The sequence below is a fragment of the Pantoea sp. WEP genome (assembly GCF_041678305.1).
GTDB classification, from domain to species: Bacteria; Pseudomonadota; Gammaproteobacteria; order Enterobacterales; family Enterobacteriaceae; genus Pantoea; species Pantoea dispersa.
In genome coordinates, this window is the sequence record NZ_JBGNXB010000001.1 from 3,693,073 (window position 1) to 3,713,773 (window position 20,701).

The following is a 20,701-nucleotide window of genomic DNA, read 5'->3' on the forward strand; positions in this document are numbered from 1 at the left end:
GTAAACACGCGAATGCGCACCCGATTTCCCGTTACGCAGCGGCCACGGGAAATCGGGCGAGGGATGTCACACCGCCACCGCTAGCGGAAACAGCAGGCGGTCCGGCTCGACGCGACGCTGACGCCGCAACTGGCCTGGCGTGACGCGAAAATAATTTTTAAAGGTGCGGGTGTAAGCCTGCTGGGTATCAAAGCCGTAGCTCATCGCTACCTGCAGAATCGCCTCATCACTGTTGATCAGCGTGAGCGCTGACTCAGTCAGCCGGCGCTGGCGAATGTATTCTGCCAGTGAAAAACCGGTGTGCTGACGGAACAGACGTTGCAGATGCCAGCGGGAATATCCCGAGCGGCGTGCTACTTCATCCAGATGCAGATCGTGCCCTAAATTTTTTTCAATCCACTCCAGCAAACTACGGATAAATTCGCGCTGATTCATGACTTCCTCCGGCGTCGGTAAAATGTCCAGTGACGTCACTGTAGCGCGTTAAATTTATCCCTTAATTAGCAGAAAATTAGCGCAGAATTAGCAAGCAAAAAACGGCTTTCCCGACGAAACAGCGCGCCAGGTTAATTCTGCGCTAATTATCGGGCGCTACACTGCGACAAGTTATTCAGGAGGGCATCATGCGTGTGCTGCTGGTAGAAGATGATGAAATGATCGGCGCCAACCTGCAGCAGGCGCTGGAGGCCGCCGGCTGGTCGGTGGACTGGGTGCGTGACGGCGTATTTGCCAGCAACGCCTGGCAGGAAGGCGGTTACACCTGCGTCCTGCTCGATCTCGGTTTACCGCGTGAAGATGGCATCAATGTGCTGCGCCGTGCGCGCACGCGCGGTGACATGACGCCGGTGCTGGTGCTGACCGCGCGTGATACCGTGCAGCAGCGCATCCAGGGCCTGGACAGTGGCGCCGATGACTACTTACTCAAACCCTTTGATCTGCAAGAGGTTCTGGCGCGTATGCGAGCCATCACCCGACGCCGCCACGGTGCGGCGGACTCCCTGCTGGGCAACGGCGACGTGCAGCTCGATATGATGACGCGTGAAGTGCTGTACAAAGGCCAGCGCGAGCAGCTAACCGCACGTGAATACGCCCTGCTCTATGCGCTGCTGGAACGCCCGGGGGCGATCCTGTCGCGTGAGCAGTTAGAAAACCGCATCTACGGCTGGGGCGAAGAGGTCACCAGCAACGCCGTGGACGTGCTGATTCACGGCATGCGGCGCAAACTCGATAACGAAGTGATTCGCAACGTACGCGGTCTGGGCTGGCGGGTGCCGGCAATATGAGATCCTTTACGTTTATGCGGTCGCTGCGCAACAAACTGCTGGCCACGCTGGTGCTGCTGCATCTGGCGATGATCGGCGGTGTCACCTGGTATTTCTACCACTGCTATGGCGACATGATGGGCACCATGAAGGACGACCAGCTCGCCAAAATTGCCGATGCCTGGTCAAGCAGCCAGCGCATGCCGGCACTGATGCCAATGGTGATGCAGCAGGAGAAACTGAAAAGTACCTATATCGTTCAGCTCTGGGACACCAATAATCACCTGCGCGCCAGTTCCTGGCCGGCGCTGCATGCGCCCCTGCAGAGCAAAAAAGGCTGGTCAGATTTAAAAGTTGGCGACTGCGGCGATGACTGCCAGTGGCGCGTTTACACCCGACCCGGCGAGCTGGGCAGCGAGATCGGCAATATTCAGGTGCTGCACAACGTCGGCTACATGAAGAGCCTGATGGTGAAACGCGTACTTTCCGCCATTATTCCGCTGATCCTGATGATGCCGCTGTCGCTGCTGGTGATCTGGCTGGTGGTGCGGGCCATTACGCGCGATCTGCGCGTGGCGTCGCGCCAGATTGCGGCGCAGGAAACCCTGCATCCGCACAGCGTGTCGCCGGACGGTCTGCCGGACGAAGTGCTGCCGCTGGTCGAGGCTTACAATTCACTGCTGGATAAACTACGCGCGGCCTGGTCGTCACAGCGCCAGTTCCTTGAGGATGCCGCACATGAACTGCGCACGCCGGTCACCGCCGTCACGTTACAGCTGGAGAACCTGCGTCAACACATCCTGCCGGGCGAAGCCAGCCGCCAGTTTGATCAGCTGGAAGCGGGCGTCACGCGCACGCGCCATCTGGTGGCGCAGTTGCTGAATATTTCACGCCAGGAGGATCAGTCCGTGGTCGCCAGCGTCGAGACCATTGAGCTTGATGACCTGCTGAAGGAGAGCATTGAGCAGCTGATGGTGGTAGCGGACAAGCGCGGCATTGATATCGGCTTCAACGGCACCGCGCACTATCGTCTGCACGCCAGCCGCTCCGATCTGCGCAGCCTGTTTGATAACCTGATCGGCAACGCCATGCTGCACACGCCGGAGGGCAGCCTGGTGGATGTGCTGCTGCATCGCGTCGGTCATCATACGGTAGTGGATATTGTCGATAACGGCCCCGGCATGCCGGAGTCGTTTATCGAGCGCGCCTTCGATCGCTTTACCCGCTCGCCGGATGCCCAGGCGCAGGGCAGCGGCCTGGGATTATCGATCGTGCGCAGCGTGGCGCAAAAGCATCAGATGCAGGTGGCTCTGTCGAATTGCCTGAACCCGCAGGGTGAAGTGTGTGGCCTGCAGGTGCGCGTTACCCTTCCCTGACGTCTTTCCTCCTCCGGCGCGTTAATCCGCGCCGGCTATTTTCTTCTCCTGCCAGTTCTCTGCGTATCCCGACAACGTAAACGGTTGCGGGGTTCCGTTCGTTACACGACCTTTATGTGATCAAGCTCACATATTTACTGAATCGAAATGCAACACTTTTTGACAAACGTGATCAAAATCTATTTTCTATCGCTCTGTTACAGGCACATTACGCGGGCCTGAAAATCCGGCGCGTCAGACCGGCGACAACAGCACACTGCCCATCCCCTGGGATCGATTTCACCCGATCGCAGCATTTGCGCGGCGATCACGAGCAAGTGGTTAAAAAATAATGAAATTTAAAACGTTGATAGCAGGGGCCTTACTGGCCAGTAGCTGGACCGGCGCCGCACAGGCGGCGGAAAGCGATCCGCAGTACCTTTCTGACTGGTGGCATCAGAGCGTGAACGTGGTAGGCAGTTATCACACCCGCTTCGGACCCCAGTTCAACAATGATGTGTATCTCGAATACGAAGCCTTTACTAAAAAGGACTGGTTTGATTTCTACGGCTACCTTGACCTGACCAACTTCTTTGGTGTGGGTAATAGCAATGCCAACGGTATTTTTGACCACGGTTCGCCGATGTTCATGGAAATTGAGCCACGCTTCTCCATTGATAAGCTGACCGGCACCAGCCTGGCGTTCGGACCGTTCAAAGAGTGGTACTTCGCTAACAACTACATCTACGACATGGGTCGCAACAGCGACAGCCGGCAGAACACCTGGTATATGGGTCTGGGTACTGACATCGATACCCATAGCGATATCGGCCTGTCACTGAACGTGTACGCGAAATACCAGTGGGAAAACTACGGTGCGGCGAACGAAAACAGCTGGGATGGTTATCGCTTCAAGGTGAAATACTTTGTGCCGATCACTGACCTGTGGGGCGGCAAGCTGAGCTATATCGGCTTCACCAACTTTGACTGGGGCTCCGATCTGCGTGACAAGTCTGACCGCTCGCGCACCAGCAACTCAATTGCCTCCAGCCACATTCTGTCGCTGAACTACGATCACTGGCATGTCTCTACCGTGGCGCGTTACTTCCACAACGGCGGCCAGTGGGCTGATGGCCAGGAGCTGAACTTCGGCAACGGTCCGTTTGAAGTGAAATCAACCGGCTGGGGTTACTACCTGGTAGTGGGTTACAACTTCTAAACCGCTTCCGGCGTGGCCGCTCACCATCGCGGCCACGCCAGTCTGTTACGCCTGTGGCTTCACCACGTTGATGCGCCATGGGATGCCGAACTTATCGATAAACATCCCGAAGCCGTTCGACCAGAAAGTTTTCTGCCATTCAGTGGTCACTTTGCCGCCCGCAGAGAGCTTATCAAACCAGGCTTTACCCTCCGCTTCATCTGGCGTGGCCAGGCTCACCGCATAACCGGCATGTTCGGACGCCGGTGGCTGGGCGGTATTGCCATCACTCAGCATCAGCTCGCCCTGACCAATGCGCAGATGCGCATGCATAATCTTTTCCGGCGGCAGCGGCGGCGCCGACTGATCGCCCACCTGCTCGCCCTGCTCCGGCATATCGCCAAACGTCATTTTTTGCAGAATTTCGCCGCCGGTGGCCTCCAGATAGAAGGCAATGGCTTCTTCACAGCGGCCGTAGAGAAATAAATAAGGACTCACCTGCATCGTAACCTCCGTTGAGAGTGCGTTAACGCGTGTCGTACACCTAAAGTGTAGACGATGCAGTTTTTCACCCGTCACGGCTGGCAGTAGCGGCGGAACAGCTGCGCCATGTAAGCGCTCATCGGCGTCAGCGCAGTGTCTTTACGCTGAATCAGATAGAAGGTGGCTTTCGGCAGCGGATCGTCGAGATCCAGCGCGATCAGCTGCCCGCCGTGCGTAGGGTCTTCAATCACGTCGCGCGCAATGATGCTGACAAAATCACTCTTTGCCACCAGGCTGGTGCAGGCCATAAAGGTCTCGCAGGTCACCGCGATTTTGGGTGCCATGCCGCGCTCACCGAACAGATCATGCAGCAATCGGTAATAACTGCCCTGCGGCGTCGGCATGGTCCAGTCGCAATGTTGCAACTCGGCCAGCGAGCGCGCATGCGCCATCGGATGCCCTTTACGCATCACCACCTGATACTCGCGCTGCATCAGCCGCTCGAAAATCAGCTCCTGATCGAAGTGATGCCGGTCGTAGGTATTGATGGTGAAATCCAGCGCGCCCTGACGCAGTTCATGCACCATCGACACCAGCTGGCCCTCCACGATACGCACTTTCACTAGTGGATATTCGCGATGAAACTGGGTTATCACCTGCGGCATCACGGTACGCGCAATGCTGCCGCCCACCCCAATATTCACTTTGCCACCGGCCAGACCGAGCCGCTGCTGGATATCCTCCTGCGCCACGCGCAGTTCCTCCAGCACCAGACAGGCATGACGAAAAAAGGTTTCACCGACATCGGTCAGCATCACGCCCTGCTGACGACGCTCGAACAGGCGCGCGCCCAGCGCCAGCTCCAGTTCCTGAATCGCTTTGGTTAACGCCGGCTGTGACAGGCCCGACAGCCGGCTGGCGGCGCGAATACTGCCCTGGCGCGCCACGTCAACAAAGGCGCGCAGCTGATGAAGTTTAAGATTGGCCGCCATGATCAGGTGATAACCGTTGTCTATCGGTCACAAGATATTCGCATCTTATGCGCCCTAATACCATTGTGTAGATTCGGTTGAATGCATAAAAAACCAACACTAAGGAACAGCCGATGAACACCCTTTCCGACCTCGTCAACGCGCGGATACCGCAGATGCAGACATGGCGCCGCGACCTGCACCAGTATGCTGAATCCGGCTGGCTGGAGTTCCGCACCGCCACGCTGGTGGCGGAAGAGCTGCATCGTCTTGGTTATCAGCTACAGCTGGGCCGTGAGGTGATTGATGCCGATGCGCGCATGGGTCTGCCGTCTGCTGAAGTGCTGGCGCAGCAGGAAGCGCGTGCGCTGCAGCAGGGCGCGCTGCCACAGTGGCTGCCCCACTTCTCCGGCGGTTTCTGCGGCGTGGTGGCAACGCTGGACACCGGCCGTCCCGGTCCGGTGATGGGCTTTCGTGTTGATATGGACGCGCTCGACCAGACGGAAAGCGCCGCTGCCGATCACCTGCCGACGCGCGAAGGCTTCGCCTCGTGCAATCCCGGCATGATGCACGCCTGCGGCCACGACGGTCACACCACCATAGGTCTGGCGCTGGCGGGCGTGCTGATGGCGATGAAGCACCAGCTGAGCGGTCGCATAAAACTCATTTTTCAGCCGGCGGAAGAAGGCGTACGCGGTGCCAAAGCCATGGTGGCCGCGGGCGTGCTTGATGATGTCGATCTGTTCACCGCCATTCACCTCGGCACCGGCGTGCCGCCCGGCGAGATCGTCTGCGGCAGCGACAGCTTTCTCGCCACGACCAAGCTGGACGTGCGTTTCACCGGGGTCGGCGCGCATGCCGGTGGCAAACCGGAAGAGGGACGCAACGCGCTGCTGGCGGCGGCACAGGCCACGCTGGCGCTGCACACTCTGCCGCAGCACAGCGGCGGCGTGGCGCGCGTTAACGTTGGTGTCTTACAGGCCGGCAGCGGACGCAACGTAGTGCCGGATGTTGCGCTAATGAAGGTGGAAACGCGCGGCGCGAGTAATCAGGTCAACGACGATATTTATCAGCAGGCGCTGCGCGTGATTGCCGGTGCCGCGGCGATGTACGGCGTTGAGCACGAGGTCACGCTGATGGGCGGTGCACGCAGCTGCACGCCGAGCCCGGCGTGGGTCAGTTTTATCCATCAGCAGGCCGAAGCGCTGGGTCTGTTCAGTTCGGTGATAGACAGCAAACAGCAGGCGGCCGGTTCCGAAGATGCCACCTACATGATGGAGCGCGTGCAGCAGCGCGGCGGCCAGGCGTCTTACGTTATCTTCGGCTGCGAGCTGGCGGCGGGCCACCACAATGCGCGGTTCGATTTTGATGAAGCGGTGATGGCCACCGCCGTGCAGATGCTGGCTACGCTGGCGCTTAATCAGACGCAGTTCGGCGGTGCCCGATGAGCGCGCACGACTTTATCGATCGCTACATCGACCAGCATCAGGCGCGCTTCAGTGCCCTCAGCGATGCCATCTGGGACGTGCCGGAAACCCGTTTCGAAGAGACGCAATCGTCTGCGCTGCTGGCCGATGCGCTGGCCCAGGAGGGGTTTGAGGTCGAGCGCGGCGTCGGCGGTCTCGACACCGCGTTTATCGCCTCAATCGGCCACGGCCAGCCGGTGATCGCCATCCTCGGCGAGTTTGATGCGTTGGCCGGTCTGAGCCAGCAGGCGGGCTGCGCCACGCCCAGCCCGCTGGTGGAAAACGGCAACGGTCACGGCTGCGGCCACAACCTGCTCGGTACCGCCGGCCTGGCCGCCGCTTTCGCCATCAAAGCCTGGTGGGCAGAACAGGGCGGACGTGGCACGCTGCGCTTTTACGGCTGCCCTGGCGAGGAGGGCGGCTCGGGTAAAACCTTTATGGTGCGCGAGGGGCTATTTGATGATGTCGATGCTGCCGTGACCTGGCACCCGGAAGGCTTCAGCGGCATGTTCAACCTCAGCACCCTCGCCAATATTCAGGCGGCGTTTCACTTCAAAGGCGTGGCGGCGCATGCCGCTAACTCGCCGCATCTCGGGCGCAGCGCGCTGGACGCGGTGACGCTGATGAACACCGGCGCGAATTTTCTGCGCGAGCACATTGTGCAGGAGGCGCGCCTGCACTATGCGGTCACCCAAACCGGCGGCGTATCGCCCAACGTGGTGCAGGCCGATGCAGAAGTGCTGTACCTGATTCGCGCGCCGCAGCTCGACCAGGCCCAGGATATCTATCAGCGCGTGATTAACATCGCCAAAGGCGCGGCGCTGATGACCGATACGCAGATGACGGTACGTTTTGAAAAAGCCTGCTCCAACTATGTGCCCAACCGCGCGCTGGAAGCGGTGATGGAACGTAATTTGCACCATTTCGGTCTGCCGCACTACAGCGCGCAGGAACAAGCATTTGCGGCAGAGATCCGCGCCACGCTGAGCAAAGACGATCTGCGTAACGCGCGACTGAATGCGGCGCGCACCGGCGGCGAAGCGGGCATCGCCTGGGCTGAGGCGCTGGAGGATAAAGTACTGATGGATGAGGTAGCGCCGTATGCGGTCACGCGCGAGCTGCTGTACGGCTCAACCGACGTTGGGGATGTGAGCTGGGTAACGCCGACGGCGCAGTGTTTTGCCCCCTGCTTTGCCTTCGGCACGCCGCTGCACACCTGGCAGCTGGTGGCACAGGGCCGCACGCCGATTGCCCACAAAGGGATGTGCCTTGCCGCCAAAGTGCTGGCCGCCACCGCGCTGACGCTGTTGCACGATGATGGCGCGCTGGCGCGCTGTCGTGAAGAGTTTGACCGCGTGCGCCGCGAGCAGCCGTACGTGTGCCCGATTCCGGCCGGCGTGCAGCCATCGACATTAGCATCCTGAGTTCAGCAACGCATTACGCCAGGTGCGCATAAATGCGCACCCTACGAGGGCGTGACCGGTGGTCACCGCTCCTTACCGTGTAGGGTCGCCATTTATGGCGACCTGGTGCCAACGCATCACCATTAAAAAAATATAAGCAGTACGCAAACATAACTGACAAGACGACTCATGAGGATCTACCGATGGAAGTGATGACTGAAAATCGCAGCCCCGGCAAGCTGTTCAGCTGGATTGAGCGGGTCGGCAACAAAGTGCCGAACCCGTTCTTACTGTTTGTCTACCTGATCGTGGTGCTGATGATCGCCACCGCGCTTCTCAGCAGCCTTGATGTGGCCGTTAAAAATCCGGCCAATGGCGAACTGGTGCGGGTCAATAACCTGCTCAGCGTGGCGGGCATTCAGTGGATCCTGCCCAACATCATCAAAAACTTCAGCGGTTTCACCCCACTGGGCTCCATTCTGGCGCTGGTGATCGGGGCCGGGCTGGCGGAAAAAGTCGGGCTGCTGCAGTCGCTGATGGTGAAGATGGCGTCGCGTGTCAGCCGTCGCTACGCCAGCTATATGGTGCTGTTTATCGCGTTCTTCAGCCATATCTCTTCCGATGCCGCACTGGTGGTGATGCCGCCGCTCGGCGCGCTGATCTTCCTTGCCGTCGGGCGTCATCCGGTGGCGGGCCTGCTGGCGGCGATTGCCGGCGTCGCGTCGGGTTTTACCGCGAATCTGCTGATCGTCACCACCGACGTACTGCTCTCCGGCATCAGTACAGAGGCCGCCAAAGCGGTCAGCGACACGGTCCACGTCAGCGTGATCGATAACTGGTTCTTCATGGCCAGCTCGGTCATCGTACTGACCGTGGCCGGCGCGCTGCTGACCGATAAATTTGTCGAGCCGCGCCTGCCCGTCTGGAACAGCGGCCACCACGATCGCCTGCCACCACTGACGGCGCAGGAGAATCGCGGCCTGAAGGCGGCCGGTCTCGCCGCACTGGTGTTCATCGGCGTGATGGCGCTGCTGGTGGTGCCGGAGCATGCGCCGCTGCGCAACCCGAAAACCGGCGGCATCATCCCTTCGCCGTTTATTCAGGGCATCGTGCCGATCATCATCCTGTTCTTCTTTGTGGTGGCGATTGCCTATGGCGCGGTGACGCAGCAGATTCGCCGCGCTGACGACATCCCCCGACTGCTGGTGGATCCGATGAAGAGCATGGCCGGTTTTATCGTCATGGTGTTTCCGCTGTCGCAGTTCGTGGCGTTCTTCAACTGGAGCAACATGGGCAAGTTTATGGCCATCGGCCTGACCGATATGCTGGAGAGCGCCGGCATCAGCGGTGCGCCGGCCTTTCTCGGCCTGATGTTCCTCTCGGCATTTCTGTGCATGTTTATCGCCAGCGGCTCGGCGATCTGGTCGATCCTCGCGCCGGTGTTTGTGCCGATGTTTATGCTGCTCGGCTTTCACCCGGCGTTTGCCCAGATGATTTTCCGCATCGCCGATTCCGCCGTGCTGCCGCTGGCGCCGATGTCGCCGTTTCTGCCGCTGTTCCTCGGTTTCCTGCAGCGCTATCAAAAAGACGCGCAGCTCGGGACCTACTACGTGCTGATCTTTCCGTATCCGCTGGTGTTCTTTGTGACGTGGATCGCGCTGCTGCTGGTGTGGTATCTGCTGGGCCTGCCCATCGGTCCGGGCGTTTATCCGCATCTGCCCTGACCTGGCGCCATGGACGGCGTACCGCTTTCTGTGAACTGCAACGCACGTTGCCAAAATGTCATCGCTGCGCCTCTCGGCAACCCCGGACGAATTGATTATTCTGCTATTTCTTCGCTTGCTAACGGTTAATGATTTCTGACAAACCACCACCGGGCGGATCCTGCAAACACCGAGGTAACAATCATAATGACAACCACCTATTCGACAGGGGTGGCGACCGATCGCATCGCGACCGAACGCCAGACGCTGGCCGGGCGCATCGACGCTCTGCCCTCTTCCGCCGGGCTGTGGCGCTTTATTACGCTGCTGGCGCTCGGCGGCTTCTTCGAGCTGTACGATCTGTTTGAAACCGGCTACATCAGCGCCGGGCTGGTCGCCGCAGGCGTGTTCCACACCGGCGCCACGGGCGTGTTTGGTATCGCCGATCAGGCGGCGTTCGCCTCGGCGACCTTTCTCGGCCTGTTTGTCGGTGCCAGCCTGCTGACGCCCTATGCCGACCGCTTCGGCCGTCGCCTGACCTTTATGTGCGCGCTGGCGTGGTACGGTGCGTTCTCACTGCTGATGGCGTTCCAGCACAGCGCGGAGATGATTATTCTGTGCCGCTTCCTGGTCGGAATCGGTCTGGGCGTCGAGCTGGTGACCATTGATACCTATCTGTCGGAGTGGGTGCCGGCCCATCTGCGCAGCCGCGCGTTTGCCTTCTCTTTTTTCATTCAGTTCCTGTCGGTGCCGACGGTAGCGCTGATGTCATGGTGGCTGGTACCGCAAACCCTGCTTGGCCTCGAAGGCTGGCGCTGGGTCGTGATCGCCGGTGCGCTGTGCTCGCTGGTGATCTGGTTTATCCGTAAAAATCTGCCGGAGTCGGCGCGCTGGCTGGCACAGCAGGGGCGGCATCAGGACGCGCACCGGGTGCTGAGCGAGATGGAAAAACGCTGCGGCATTGCGCCGGGAGACGATTTCTCTCAGCGCGATGCGGCGACACAGCTGCCGAAAAAAGGGCACTTTAGCGAAATCTGGGCACCGGCTTATCGCCAGCGTACGCTGATGCTGGTGGTGATGAACTTCTTCCAGGCGATTGGCTTCTTCGGCTTCGGTAACTGGCTGCCGGCGCTGCTGTCCGGCAAGGGGGCCACCGTCACCCACAGCCTGCTGTACGCCTTTTTCATCACGCTGGCCTATCCGCTCGGCTCGCTGATCTGCAGCCGCTACGCCGACCGGCTGGAAAACAAATGGCAGATCGTTTTTTCATCGCTGATGACGGTGGTGTTCGGCACGCTGTTCGCGCTGACCAGCAACCCGCTGCTGATGGTGGTGTGCGGTTTCCTGATCACCTACAGCAACGCCTGGCTGACCTTCAGCTATCACGCTTATCAGACTGAGATCTTCCCGACGCACATTCGTGCGCGCGCCGTTGGCTTCTGCTATTCATTCAGTCGGCTGTCGACCGCTTTCAGCAGTATTCTGATTGGCCTGATTCTGCAGTATGCCGGCAGTCAGGGAGTGATCGTGTTTATCGTGCTGAGCATGCTGATGGTGATGCTGTCGGTCGGGATTTACGGGCCGAAGACGCGGGGACTGGATCTGGAAAACATTTAAACCGGACGGGCACAAGGTGGGCGGCGGCCGGTTCAGCCCGGCAATGCGCATCCTTTGGAGCGGCACGATTCATCGCGCGATAAATCGCGCCGCTACGTCCTGGTGCAAACCTTTGGGGGGCGTTTCCGCCCCCGCCGGATTTACACCAGTTCGGTTTTCACCCCTTCCTGGATCAGCACGTCGGCATCGACGCCGCTGTGGCTGTAAACCTGATACTTCACGCCAGCCACCGTGGTGCTGCCCTGCTGTTTCACCCAATCGCCCACGTCACCGCCGTCGCCGAGGATGTCATCCAGTTTCACCACGTCCTGCGCATCGCCTTTGATCAGCAGCTGGGTTTTGCCGTCAACAATAAACAGGTCTTTGCTGCCAGCACTGAGAACATCCGCCACGCTAACGCTAAGCGTATTTTTACCGTTGCCGAGCATGTCGATTACCGCGGCTTCTTCACCGCTGGCCAGGCTCTCTGCCAGCACACTTTCAGCTTCCGCTACGGTGATCGCACCGTTATGCGTCCGCGGCTGGATAAAAAGATTGTCCAGCAGGAAGTCATTACCGTAACCGTCAGCCGTGTCATTCACGACAGCTACTTTTACCACTTTGGTTTCAGTGGCAACATAAGTCCCTGTTTTGTGCTGCCAGGTGGTTGATAACGCCGAGGGCGCAATCACTGTCTTGCCATCCACTTCAATCCCGATGACCGGTGCTACCCAGCCCTGATTGAGGCGCTGACCATCGAAGCCCAGCGTATAACTCTTACCTGCTTCAACCTGGATATACTGGTAAACCACTTCGCCACTGTAATCGCGCCCCTGAACGTAGTCAGTCATTGTGCCCAATACGTTGGAGCCATCCTTGCCTTTCCAGTAAGTGGTGCGTAGCTGGTTAAATTTTTCGTACAGTCCGGCGGCCATCCAGCCCTGCAGCGTGCCGTCGTTGAAATTCCAGTCGAGACGCTGTTTATCCACCGGCGTTACGTTGACCGGCTTTATACCGAGGTTATCCAGCAGGAAATCGTTGCCGTAGCCATTGGCGGTGGCATTAGTAACCGCAACTTTGACTACTTTGGTCTCGGTTGCGACATAGATGCCACTTTTATGCTGCCATGACGATGTCAGCGCGCTCGGTGCAATCACCTTTTTGCCGTCTATCTCAATGCCGATCACCGGCACTGCCCAGCTCTGATTCAGGCTGCAGCCATCAAAACCAAATTCATAGGTTTTACCCGCTTCGACTTCGATGTAGCGATAAACTACGTCGCCACTGTAATCACGTCCCTCTACGTAGTCAGTCATTGTGCCGAGGACATGAGAACCGTCGGCACCTTTCCAGTAGGTGGTGCTCAGCTGGTTATATTTTTTGTACACCCCAGCAGCAAGCCACCCCTGCAAGGTGCCATCATCAAAGTTCCACACCAGTCCGTGATCGACCTTCGGCGGATCGACATTGATCTCCAGCAGAAAGGTTGGCGCATTCACATCACGAATGGCGCTATTACTGACCTGAAATTGCGTCAGTCCTTTCCACGGCGAGCGATCGTAAGACTGGTAGCTCCAGTTACCCGTAGCATCCGCTGTGACCGAGTCCATTAATACCCAGTGGCCCTCAATATGGCAGCCGAAGATGTACACCACCTTATTGGGTGCAGACGTGCCTTTCAGGGTTGGCGTCATATCATCGGTGATATCACCGCTTTTCAGCTGGCCCTGCTTTGGTCCACTATCATCCCACGCAGAAATAATCTCCGTCTTGCCGGAGATAATCGTCAGGTCGAAAACGTCGGCGGCGGCGTCACGCACCGGGCTGTCTGAGACCTGGAACTCATATTTGCCAAAGCCGCCGCGTAACGCGCGCACTTCGCTTTGCCAGTGACCATGGGCATCCGCAACGGCGCTGCCGAGCGTCACCCACACCCCGTTCACGTGGCGGGCATAGATATAAACCACGCTGTTTGCTGCAGCATGGCCTTTCAGCGTTGGTGTCAGGTCATCAGTGACATCGCCCTGATGCAGCACGCCGGTCTGCGCGCCAAAATTATCCCAGGCAGAAACGATGCCGGGTTTTTCCGGCACCATGTTGAGACTGAACACCTCGGCGCTGGTGTCGCGCTCAAAAGTTTTGGCAGCCTGAAACTCATAAGTGCCGTATCCCCCGCGCAGCGCGCGCACTTCCGTTATCCAGTTGCCCCAGGCATCGGCCTTAACACTGCCTAACACCACCCAGTGGCCATCAATATGCCGCGCATGGATATACACCATGCTGTTGGCTTCGGCTTTGCCCTGCAGCGTCGGCGCCATGTCATCGGTGGTGGCACCGTTGATTAATTTGCCCTGCTCGGGCCCGACATTATCGTGCGCCGCGTTGATGGTGGGCTTCAGGCGGGTGCCGTTGTCTGACACATACAGGTCGAACAGCGGCGCAGCGGGATCGCGCGTCGGGCTGTTACTGGCCTGGAAGTGATACGGGCCGGCACCGCCATCCAGTCGGGCGATTTCCACCTGCCAGTGGCCAAAGGCATCCGCCTGGGTGCTGCCTTTCAGCCACCAGCTGCCGTTTTCGCGCGTGGCATACACATAGACGATACTGTTGGCTTCCGCCGTGCCTTTGAGCGTGGGGGTGAAGTCATCGGTCATCGCGCCGTTTTCCAGTTTGCCCTGTGCCGGGCCAAAATTATCAAGCGCATACTCAATCTTCACCGGCGCGGTGGGCACCACCGTATAGGTAAACGGCTCGCTCGCATGGCTCAACTCACCACGGTTATTTTGCGCACGGGTGGTAATGGTGTTTTCACCGTAGCCCAGCAGATCAATGTTGCTCTCCCAGCGCCATTGCCCGTCAATCACCGGTGCCACGCCGACGCGTACCCCGTTGACGTAGATGATGACGTTTTCTGCATCCAGCGGCGCGTTGCCGCTCAGGCGCGGGCTGCGATCGTCGCTTGCGCTGCCGGCTTTGATCACACCGGTATTCACCCCTTCATTATCAAATACTTCCAGCAGCTGCGGCTTATCGATGCGCGGCGTATTGACGAACAGCGTATAGACCGGGGAATCGACACTCACCTGACCAAATTTGTCGGTGGCGGTGACGGACAGGCGCTGTTCACCGTCGCTCAGTGCCGGCGTAATGGTCCACTGACCATTTTTCGCTGCCTGCACGCTGCCAGTCAGCACGCCGTTGCTGTACAGGCGGACAATGCTGTCCGGCTCGGCATAACCGGAAATAGCTGGCGTTTTATCATCGGTAAAGCCTTTGTTGCCAACCGGGCCCAGCACCGGTCCAAAATCATCCAGTACGCGCATAATCGCCGGCATATCGGGCGGGCTGAGATCGACTTCCAGCCGCGTCTGGAACGGAATCCCGGCGTTGCCGGCCCGGTCGAAAAAGCGGATGGTGAGATTGTGGCTCCCCTCTTCCAGCCGCAGCGGCAGCTGATACTCCCAGCTGCCGTCCGCGTTTACCTGCGTAGTAAACAGCTGGCCGTTAATGGCAAATTCGATATAGCTGACGCTCTTATCCTCAATCACCCCTTTCCAGTACTGATAAGGTGAATTGACGTAGTTCTCCTGCCCCGGTTTGGTCGGGACGTAATAGCCTACAGACATATGGTCATCCTTTTCGCCAGAGTTAATATCGTTAAAGTAACGCTTAATAAGCGGCAGGGATTTTTAAACGCAGGGGAAGGAATCTCTTACAAGAAACGTCTGAAAGGAAAATCTAAGGTAATGAATTTAAGTGGGATTTTTCGCACTCTTCAGGCCATGAACCGCGTCATGACCTGAAGGAAATGCTTAAGACAGGCTTACTGCTTTTCCAGCACCCGGATATCCGCGCTGCCCTGTTTTGGCTGCACGCTGTCATCCTGGCGCAGTTTCGCCACCTGTTTCGCCGTGACTTTGGTCTGCACGCCGTTGCCCCAGTTGCTGCGGATAAAGTTCACCACATCCGCCACCTGACTGTCGTTCAGACGCCAGCCAAACGCCGGCATGGTGATCGCGGTCGGTGCGCCTTGCACGCCCGGCAGCGTGCCGCCGACCAGTACGATGTGAATCAGCGACGTCGGATCCTCTGCCATCACCACCGGATTCCCGCGCAGTGCCGGATAGAAGCGTTGATAGCCGCTGCCGTCGGTTTTATGACACGCCGCACAGCTGTCGACATACACGCCGGCACCCGGCTGGCTGTCATCACCTTTCCACAGCGCCCGGGCCACTGCGTCATCCTCATGGAACACCGCCTGAGACGGATCTTTCGCGCCGAGCGATTTCAGGTAACGGGCAATTGCGCTGATATCCGCATCGCTGAGATACTGCAGGCTGTGCTGCACCACCTCGGTCATGCCACCAAACGCTGCCGTGTGATCGTTACGGCCATAGCGCAGGAACTGCTGCAGATCCGCTTCGCTCCAGCGCCCCAGGCCATCGCGGTTGTCACCGCGCAGGTTGCTGGCGGTCCAGCCGTCAATCGGCGCGCTGCTGCCGGCAAGATAATCATTGCCCTGGCCGTTATTCAGCGCCTTCTCCTGCATGGTGAAGCTGCGCGGCGTGTGGCAGGCACCGCAGTGGCCCAGCCCTTCCACCAGGTAGCGACCGCGTGCCAGAGCCGGATCTTCCTGCGCTGCCGGCTGGAACGCCTTCACATCTGGCGCAAACAGGCCGCGCCAGATCGCCAGCGGCCAGCGCATCGACAGCGGCCACGGAATGTCACTCTCTTTGTTAGCCTGCGTCACCGGCGCCACGCCGTGCATGAAGTAGGCATACAGCGCCTTCATGTCGTCATCGCTGACCACCGCATAAGATGGATAGGGCATCGCCGGATAGAGCGTGTCGCCGTTTTTCGCCACGCCATGACGCACCGCTTTCTGGAAGTCGTCATAGCTGTAGTCACCAATGCCGGTTGCCTTATCCGGCGTGATATTGGTGGAGTAGATGGTGCCAATCGGCGTCGCCATCGGCAGGCCGCCGGCAAACGGTTTGCCGCCTGCGGTGCTGTGGCAGGCGACGCAGTCACCGGCGCGCGCCAGATACTCACCGCGCTGCACCAGCGCATCGGCGGCGGTGTCCTCCGCCAGCGCGGCGAACGACAGGGTGCCCAGCAACAGGGCTGTTAAACTTTTGATCATCGCCATGTTCCTTATGCCTGTACCAGCGGGCCGGGGTTCTTCAGATACTGTTCACGAATCGCTTTGGCGGACCAGTAGCTCAGCGCCGCCACCATGCCGGTGGGGTTGTAGCCCAGTCCCTGCGGGAAGGCAGAAGCGCCGGCGACAAATACGTTCGGCACATCCCAGCTCTGCAGATAGCGGTTCACCGCGCTGGTTTTAGGATCTTCGCCCATGATGGCGCCGCCACTCATGTGTGTGGTCTGGTACACGGTGGTATCGAAATGGGCACCCGGCCCTTTCGCGCCGCCAATGATCATCTTCGGATTCATCGCTTCGGTGATTTTGCGCATCTTGCCGATCATGAACTGCGCCATTTTGATGTCGTTGTCCTGCCAGTCAAAAGTCATACGCAGCAGCGGCTGGCCGTAAGCATCTTTGTAGTTGGGATCGAGATCGAGGTAGTTAGCGCGATACGACTGGTGCGCGCCGTGCGCATCCATCGACACGTGATGGTTATAGGTATCCGCCACCGCCGCTTTCCACTGGCTGCCCCAGTTCGGCGTGCCTGTTGGCGTCGGCAGGCCGGAGATCGGCTTGGTGCCCGCCTGGTTGACCCAGAACGGTGAACCGCCGACAAAGCCGTACGGACCATGGTCAAAGTTATCGGCGTTGTAATCATCCACCGCCACACCCGCGCCACCGGCACCGATGAACGGATTGGTGGTGGTGTTTTTATCAAACAGCGCCTTCAGCGTGGAGATGTTCTGGTAGGCAAAGTTACGGCCGACCACACCCTCGTTGCTGATAGGGTTGTACGGCTTGCCAATGCCGGACAGCAGCATCAGGTGCACGTTGTGGAACTGGAAGGCGGAGAGGATCACCAGATCCGCCGGCTGCTCCACTTCACGTCCCTGACCGTCCAGATAGGTGACGCCGGTCGCGCGTTTTTTATCGTCGGTCAGATTGACGCGCAGCACATACGCGTTGTTGCGCAGCTCAAACTTCGGCTCCTGGCGCAGCGCGGGCAGAATGTTAACGTTCGGCGACGCTTTGGAGTACATGTAGCAGGCGTAGCCGCTGCAGTAGCCGCAGAAGTTGCACGGCCCCATCTGCGCGCCGTAAGTATTAGTGTAAGGACCGGAGGTGTTAGCCGACGGCATATCGTAAGGGTGATAGCCCACCGATTCCGCCGCCTGGGCAAACAGCTGTGCCGACCAGGTGCGCTTCTGCGCGGGCAGCGGGAAGTCGCTGGAGCGATCCGGCGCATACGGGTTGCCGCCTTTCTCTTTGCCCACCACTTTGCCCTTGATTGACCAGGCGCTGCCGGAGGTGCCGAACACTTTTTCCGCCTGATCGAAGAACGGTTCCAGCTCGTCATAGCTGACGCCGAAATCCTGAATGGTCATGCCTTCCGGGATAAAGTTTTTGCCGTAACGCTGCTCGTAGTGACTGCGCAGGTTCAGCTCGACCGGGTCGACGCGGAAGTGCACGCCCGACCAGTGCAGCCCGGCGCCGCCGGTGCCGGTGCCCGGCAGGAATGCCGCCAGCTGACGATACGGTACGGCGGTTTGTGAGGCATCGTGACGGATAGTTACGGTGCTTTTTGACAGATCCTGGAACAGCTTTTTGCGGATGTTATAAGTCAGTTCATCAATCGACTGTGGATAGGATCCATCCGGATAGGTATCGCGATGCGGCCCGCGCTCCAGCGCCACCACATGCAGACCGGCCTCGGTCAGCTCTTTCGCCATGATCGCCCCGGCCCAGCCGAAACCGACGATCGCCACATCCACTTTTTTTAACGCATTTGCCACGGTTACGCCCTCTCGCCGCGAATATCAACTGACGGGAACGGATAACGTTCGCCGCGCTCTACCCAATCCATAAAGTCGGCGCGTGCGCCAGGGAAGCCGATCAGCTTCCAGCCCACCATGCCCTGATTGCCGCCGTGGATCGGATCGCTGAAGTAGCCCTCGCGGGTGTTTTGCAACAGAAAGGCGAAGAAGGTTTTGGCCGGCACCTGCGGGAATTGCGCGCTGCCGTTTTCGAAGGCGCTCAGCAGCGCGTCCTGCTGCGTGGGCGTCAGCTCAGCAAATACCTTGCCGTGCTGCTGTTTGCTCCAGCCATCGGCATCGGCCAGGCCGAGACGGTAGATCTGCTGCGGCACCAGCGGCAGCTGATAGCCGAGTTCTTTCGGCAGATCCGGATTGAACGGTCCCTGCATATACCAGTTGCTGCCGGTGGCATACGGCGTATTCATCTGGCGATCGATAAACTCCGGTACGCCGGCTTCCAGCGCGCCAGGACCGCGTTCATCGTTGGGGATCAGGCGCGCCACGGCGGCTTTGATGAAGGCAAACTCTTCGGCGGTAAACCACACCGGTTGATACTCGCGCGCCTGCTGCGGCGCCGCGGCCGACGACGCTGCCGCACCGGCGGCCATTGGCGCGACCAGTGCGCCCATCGCCGTACTGCCTACCGCCATTGCCGGCGCCAGGGTAATGGTTCTCAGCAGGAAATCCCGGCGAGTGTGACCCTTTTTTTCTTCTGACATGACATTGCCTCATTACCGCATATAATGCGGCATGAAAGTTAAGTAGTTGCGTTGTAATGATTTTTATTGGCGTTTTAAGGGATACAGCAAGACTGTTACCGGTAACAGTTGGCATAGTGTAACACCATCGCCGTTAATAATTTAGTTTCCCGAAACAAATGAGCACAAAAAACTTAACAACTAACTCTGCCGCTTTACATAAATGCGGCGATGCTGTCATCGTCGGATACAACCGACAACAGACAGATAAATGCCGGAAGCGGTATAAAGAGTACACACAACAGCGGAGTGCCTATGTTTAAGTCCTATTTTCCGCGGCCGGCGCTGTTTTTCAGCTCGGCCGCGATTTGGAGCCTGATTGCCATTTTTGCCTGGTTTGGCTTTTTCAATGATTTTCCGGCGCGCTTTCCCGCTTTGCAGGCGGCGATGCAGCAGCCGCTGCCGACCAACGCCAGCCGCTTTATCCACGCCAGCCAGCTGTGGTTTTATGCCTATTACTGGATCATGGGCGGCGCCTTTGCGCTGGTGTGGCGCATCATCGACAACCATCCGTGGCAGCGCTGGTCGGTATGGGGATCGTTACTGATTATCTTTGTCACCTGGTTTGGCGTGCAGGTAGGCGTCGGCGTTAACGCCTGGTATGGTCCGTTTTACGACATGATTCAGCAGGCGCTGACCAAAGCCGGCTCGGTGAGCATCAATCAGTTCTATGTGCAGGTGCTGGCGTTTCTCGGCATTGCGCTGATCGCGGTAGTGATCGGCGTGATGAACTCGTTTTTCGTCAGCCACTGGGTGTTCCGCTGGCGTACCGCGATGAACAACTACTACATGCATAACTGGCAGCGCCTGCGTCTGGTAGAAGGTGCCGCACAGCGTGTGCAGGAAGACACCATGCGCTTCGCCAGTACGCTGCAGGACTGGGGCATCAGCTTTATCCAGGCCATCATGACGCTGGTGGCGTTTCTGCCGGTACTGGTGACGCTATCGCATCATGTGAAAGAAGTGCCGATCCTCGGCAATATCCCTTATGCGCTGGTGATCGCCGCGCTGCTGTGGTCGCTGTTTGGTACCGCGCTGCTGGCGCTGGTGGGGATTAAACTGCCGGGGCTGGAGTTCCGCAATCAGCGGGTGGAAGCCGCGTACCGTAAAGAACTGGTGTACGGCGAGGACGATCCGCAGCGCGCCGCGCCGCCTACGGTGCAGGAGCTGTTCAGCCGCGTGCGTCACAACTATTTCCGCCTCTATTTCCACTATCTCTATTTCAACATCACGCGCATTCTCTATCTGCAGGTGGACAATGTGTTCGGGCTGTTCGTGCTGTTCCCCTCGATTGTTGCGGGCACCATCACGCTGGGGCTGCTTAACCAGATCACCAACGTGTTCGACCAGGTGCGCTCCTCATTCCAGTATCTGATCACCTCGTGGTCCACGCTGATTACGCTGATGTCTATCTATAAACGTCTGCGCAGCTTCGAGCAGATTCTGCAGGATATTCCGCACGACGAGATGCTGCGCGAAGCCTCGGAGTAAGCGGAAAAAGCTGGGCGGCAGGAGCGCGCGCTATACTCCGACATCACTCCGGACA

At 58.8% G+C, this 20,701-nt stretch carries 15 protein-coding genes; 8 read left to right on the forward strand and 7 right to left on the reverse strand.

Annotated features, from left to right (window positions below; genetic code table 11):
- Window positions 1–66 precede the first annotated feature (66 nt).
- On the reverse strand, window positions 67–435 hold the full coding sequence (locus ABVR31_RS17320) for a helix-turn-helix domain-containing protein (protein ID WP_021507794.1): 369 nt from the start codon (window positions 433–435) through the stop codon (window positions 67–69).
- Window positions 436–623: 188 nt separating this feature from the next.
- Here ABVR31_RS17320 and ABVR31_RS17325 point away from each other — a divergent pair, with 188 nt between their 5' ends.
- The 3 genes from ABVR31_RS17325 (at window position 624) to ABVR31_RS17335 (ending at window position 3,836) form a co-directional block, all read left to right on the forward strand.
- Complete coding sequence (locus tag ABVR31_RS17325; protein WP_021507795.1) at window positions 624–1,283, forward strand: response regulator; 660 nt, start codon at window positions 624–626, stop codon at window positions 1,281–1,283.
- Window positions 1,280–2,638, forward strand: coding sequence for a sensor histidine kinase (locus ABVR31_RS17330; RefSeq protein ID WP_372773659.1), 1,359 nt, complete (start codon window positions 1,280–1,282; stop codon window positions 2,636–2,638). Before ABVR31_RS17325 ends, ABVR31_RS17330 begins: the two co-directional genes overlap by 4 nt.
- Before the next feature lie 331 nt (window positions 2,639–2,969).
- Window positions 2,970–3,836 carry a nucleoside-specific channel-forming protein Tsx gene (locus ABVR31_RS17335; RefSeq protein ID WP_021507798.1) on the forward strand — a complete coding sequence of 289 codons (867 nt, stop codon included), beginning with the start codon at window positions 2,970–2,972 and terminating at the stop codon, window positions 3,834–3,836.
- A 45-nt stretch (window positions 3,837–3,881) separates the two neighbouring features.
- Here ABVR31_RS17335 and yjdN read toward each other — a convergent pair whose 3' ends face one another.
- Entirely contained in the window at window positions 3,882–4,319 is a 438-nt protein-coding gene (gene yjdN / locus ABVR31_RS17340; RefSeq protein ID WP_058770044.1) for a VOC family metalloprotein YjdN, read from the reverse strand.
- A gap of 71 nt (window positions 4,320–4,390) precedes the next feature.
- The gene (locus ABVR31_RS17345) at window positions 4,391–5,290 is read right to left on the reverse strand and encodes a LysR family transcriptional regulator (RefSeq protein WP_021507800.1); all 900 of its coding nucleotides are present in this window, start codon (window positions 5,288–5,290) and stop codon (window positions 4,391–4,393) included.
- 113 nt (window positions 5,291–5,403) lie between these two features.
- Here ABVR31_RS17345 and ABVR31_RS17350 point away from each other — a divergent pair, with 113 nt between their 5' ends.
- The 4 genes from ABVR31_RS17350 (at window position 5,404) to ABVR31_RS17365 (ending at window position 11,458) form a co-directional block, all read left to right on the forward strand.
- Window positions 5,404–6,717 (forward strand): amidohydrolase, encoded by a 1,314-nt coding sequence (locus tag ABVR31_RS17350; RefSeq protein WP_059011921.1) that lies wholly within the window; start codon window positions 5,404–5,406, stop codon window positions 6,715–6,717.
- Window positions 6,714–8,159: a M20 family metallopeptidase gene (locus tag ABVR31_RS17355; protein ID WP_372773662.1), complete on the forward strand. Its 1,446-nt coding sequence runs from the start codon at window positions 6,714–6,716 to the stop codon at window positions 8,157–8,159. Before ABVR31_RS17350 ends, ABVR31_RS17355 begins: the two co-directional genes overlap by 4 nt.
- Window positions 8,160–8,341: 182 nt before the next feature.
- A complete protein-coding gene (abgT, locus tag ABVR31_RS17360; protein ID WP_058759275.1) occupies window positions 8,342–9,862 on the forward strand; it encodes a p-aminobenzoyl-glutamate transporter in 1,521 nt (506 codons plus the stop codon).
- Window positions 9,863–10,048: 186 nt separating this feature from the next.
- Window positions 10,049–11,458 carry an MFS transporter gene (locus ABVR31_RS17365; RefSeq protein WP_372773664.1) on the forward strand — a complete coding sequence of 470 codons (1,410 nt, stop codon included), beginning with the start codon at window positions 10,049–10,051 and terminating at the stop codon, window positions 11,456–11,458.
- Window positions 11,459–11,598: 140 nt separating this feature from the next.
- On the opposite strand, the gene ABVR31_RS17370 is transcribed toward ABVR31_RS17365, so the two are convergent.
- The 4 genes from ABVR31_RS17370 to ABVR31_RS17385 all read right to left on the reverse strand — a co-directional run bounded on the left by ABVR31_RS17370 (window position 11,599) and on the right by ABVR31_RS17385 (window position 19,116).
- Entirely contained in the window at window positions 11,599–15,063 is a 3,465-nt protein-coding gene (locus tag ABVR31_RS17370; protein ID WP_372773667.1) for an Ig-like domain-containing protein, read from the reverse strand.
- Between the two features lie 197 nt (window positions 15,064–15,260).
- Window positions 15,261–16,580 (reverse strand): cytochrome c, encoded by a 1,320-nt coding sequence (locus ABVR31_RS17375; RefSeq protein WP_372773669.1) that lies wholly within the window; start codon window positions 16,578–16,580, stop codon window positions 15,261–15,263.
- Between the two features lie 11 nt (window positions 16,581–16,591).
- Window positions 16,592–18,376, reverse strand: a complete 1,785-nt coding sequence (locus tag ABVR31_RS17380; protein WP_021507807.1) for a GMC family oxidoreductase — start codon at window positions 18,374–18,376, stop codon at window positions 16,592–16,594.
- A gap of 2 nt (window positions 18,377–18,378) precedes the next feature.
- Complete coding sequence (locus ABVR31_RS17385; RefSeq protein WP_058780874.1) at window positions 18,379–19,116, reverse strand: gluconate 2-dehydrogenase subunit 3 family protein; 738 nt, start codon at window positions 19,114–19,116, stop codon at window positions 18,379–18,381.
- Between the two features lie 294 nt (window positions 19,117–19,410).
- Here ABVR31_RS17385 and sbmA point away from each other — a divergent pair, with 294 nt between their 5' ends.
- A complete protein-coding gene (sbmA, locus tag ABVR31_RS17390; protein ID WP_021507809.1) occupies window positions 19,411–20,646 on the forward strand; it encodes a peptide antibiotic transporter SbmA in 1,236 nt (411 codons plus the stop codon).
- Window positions 20,647–20,701 lie beyond the last annotated feature (55 nt).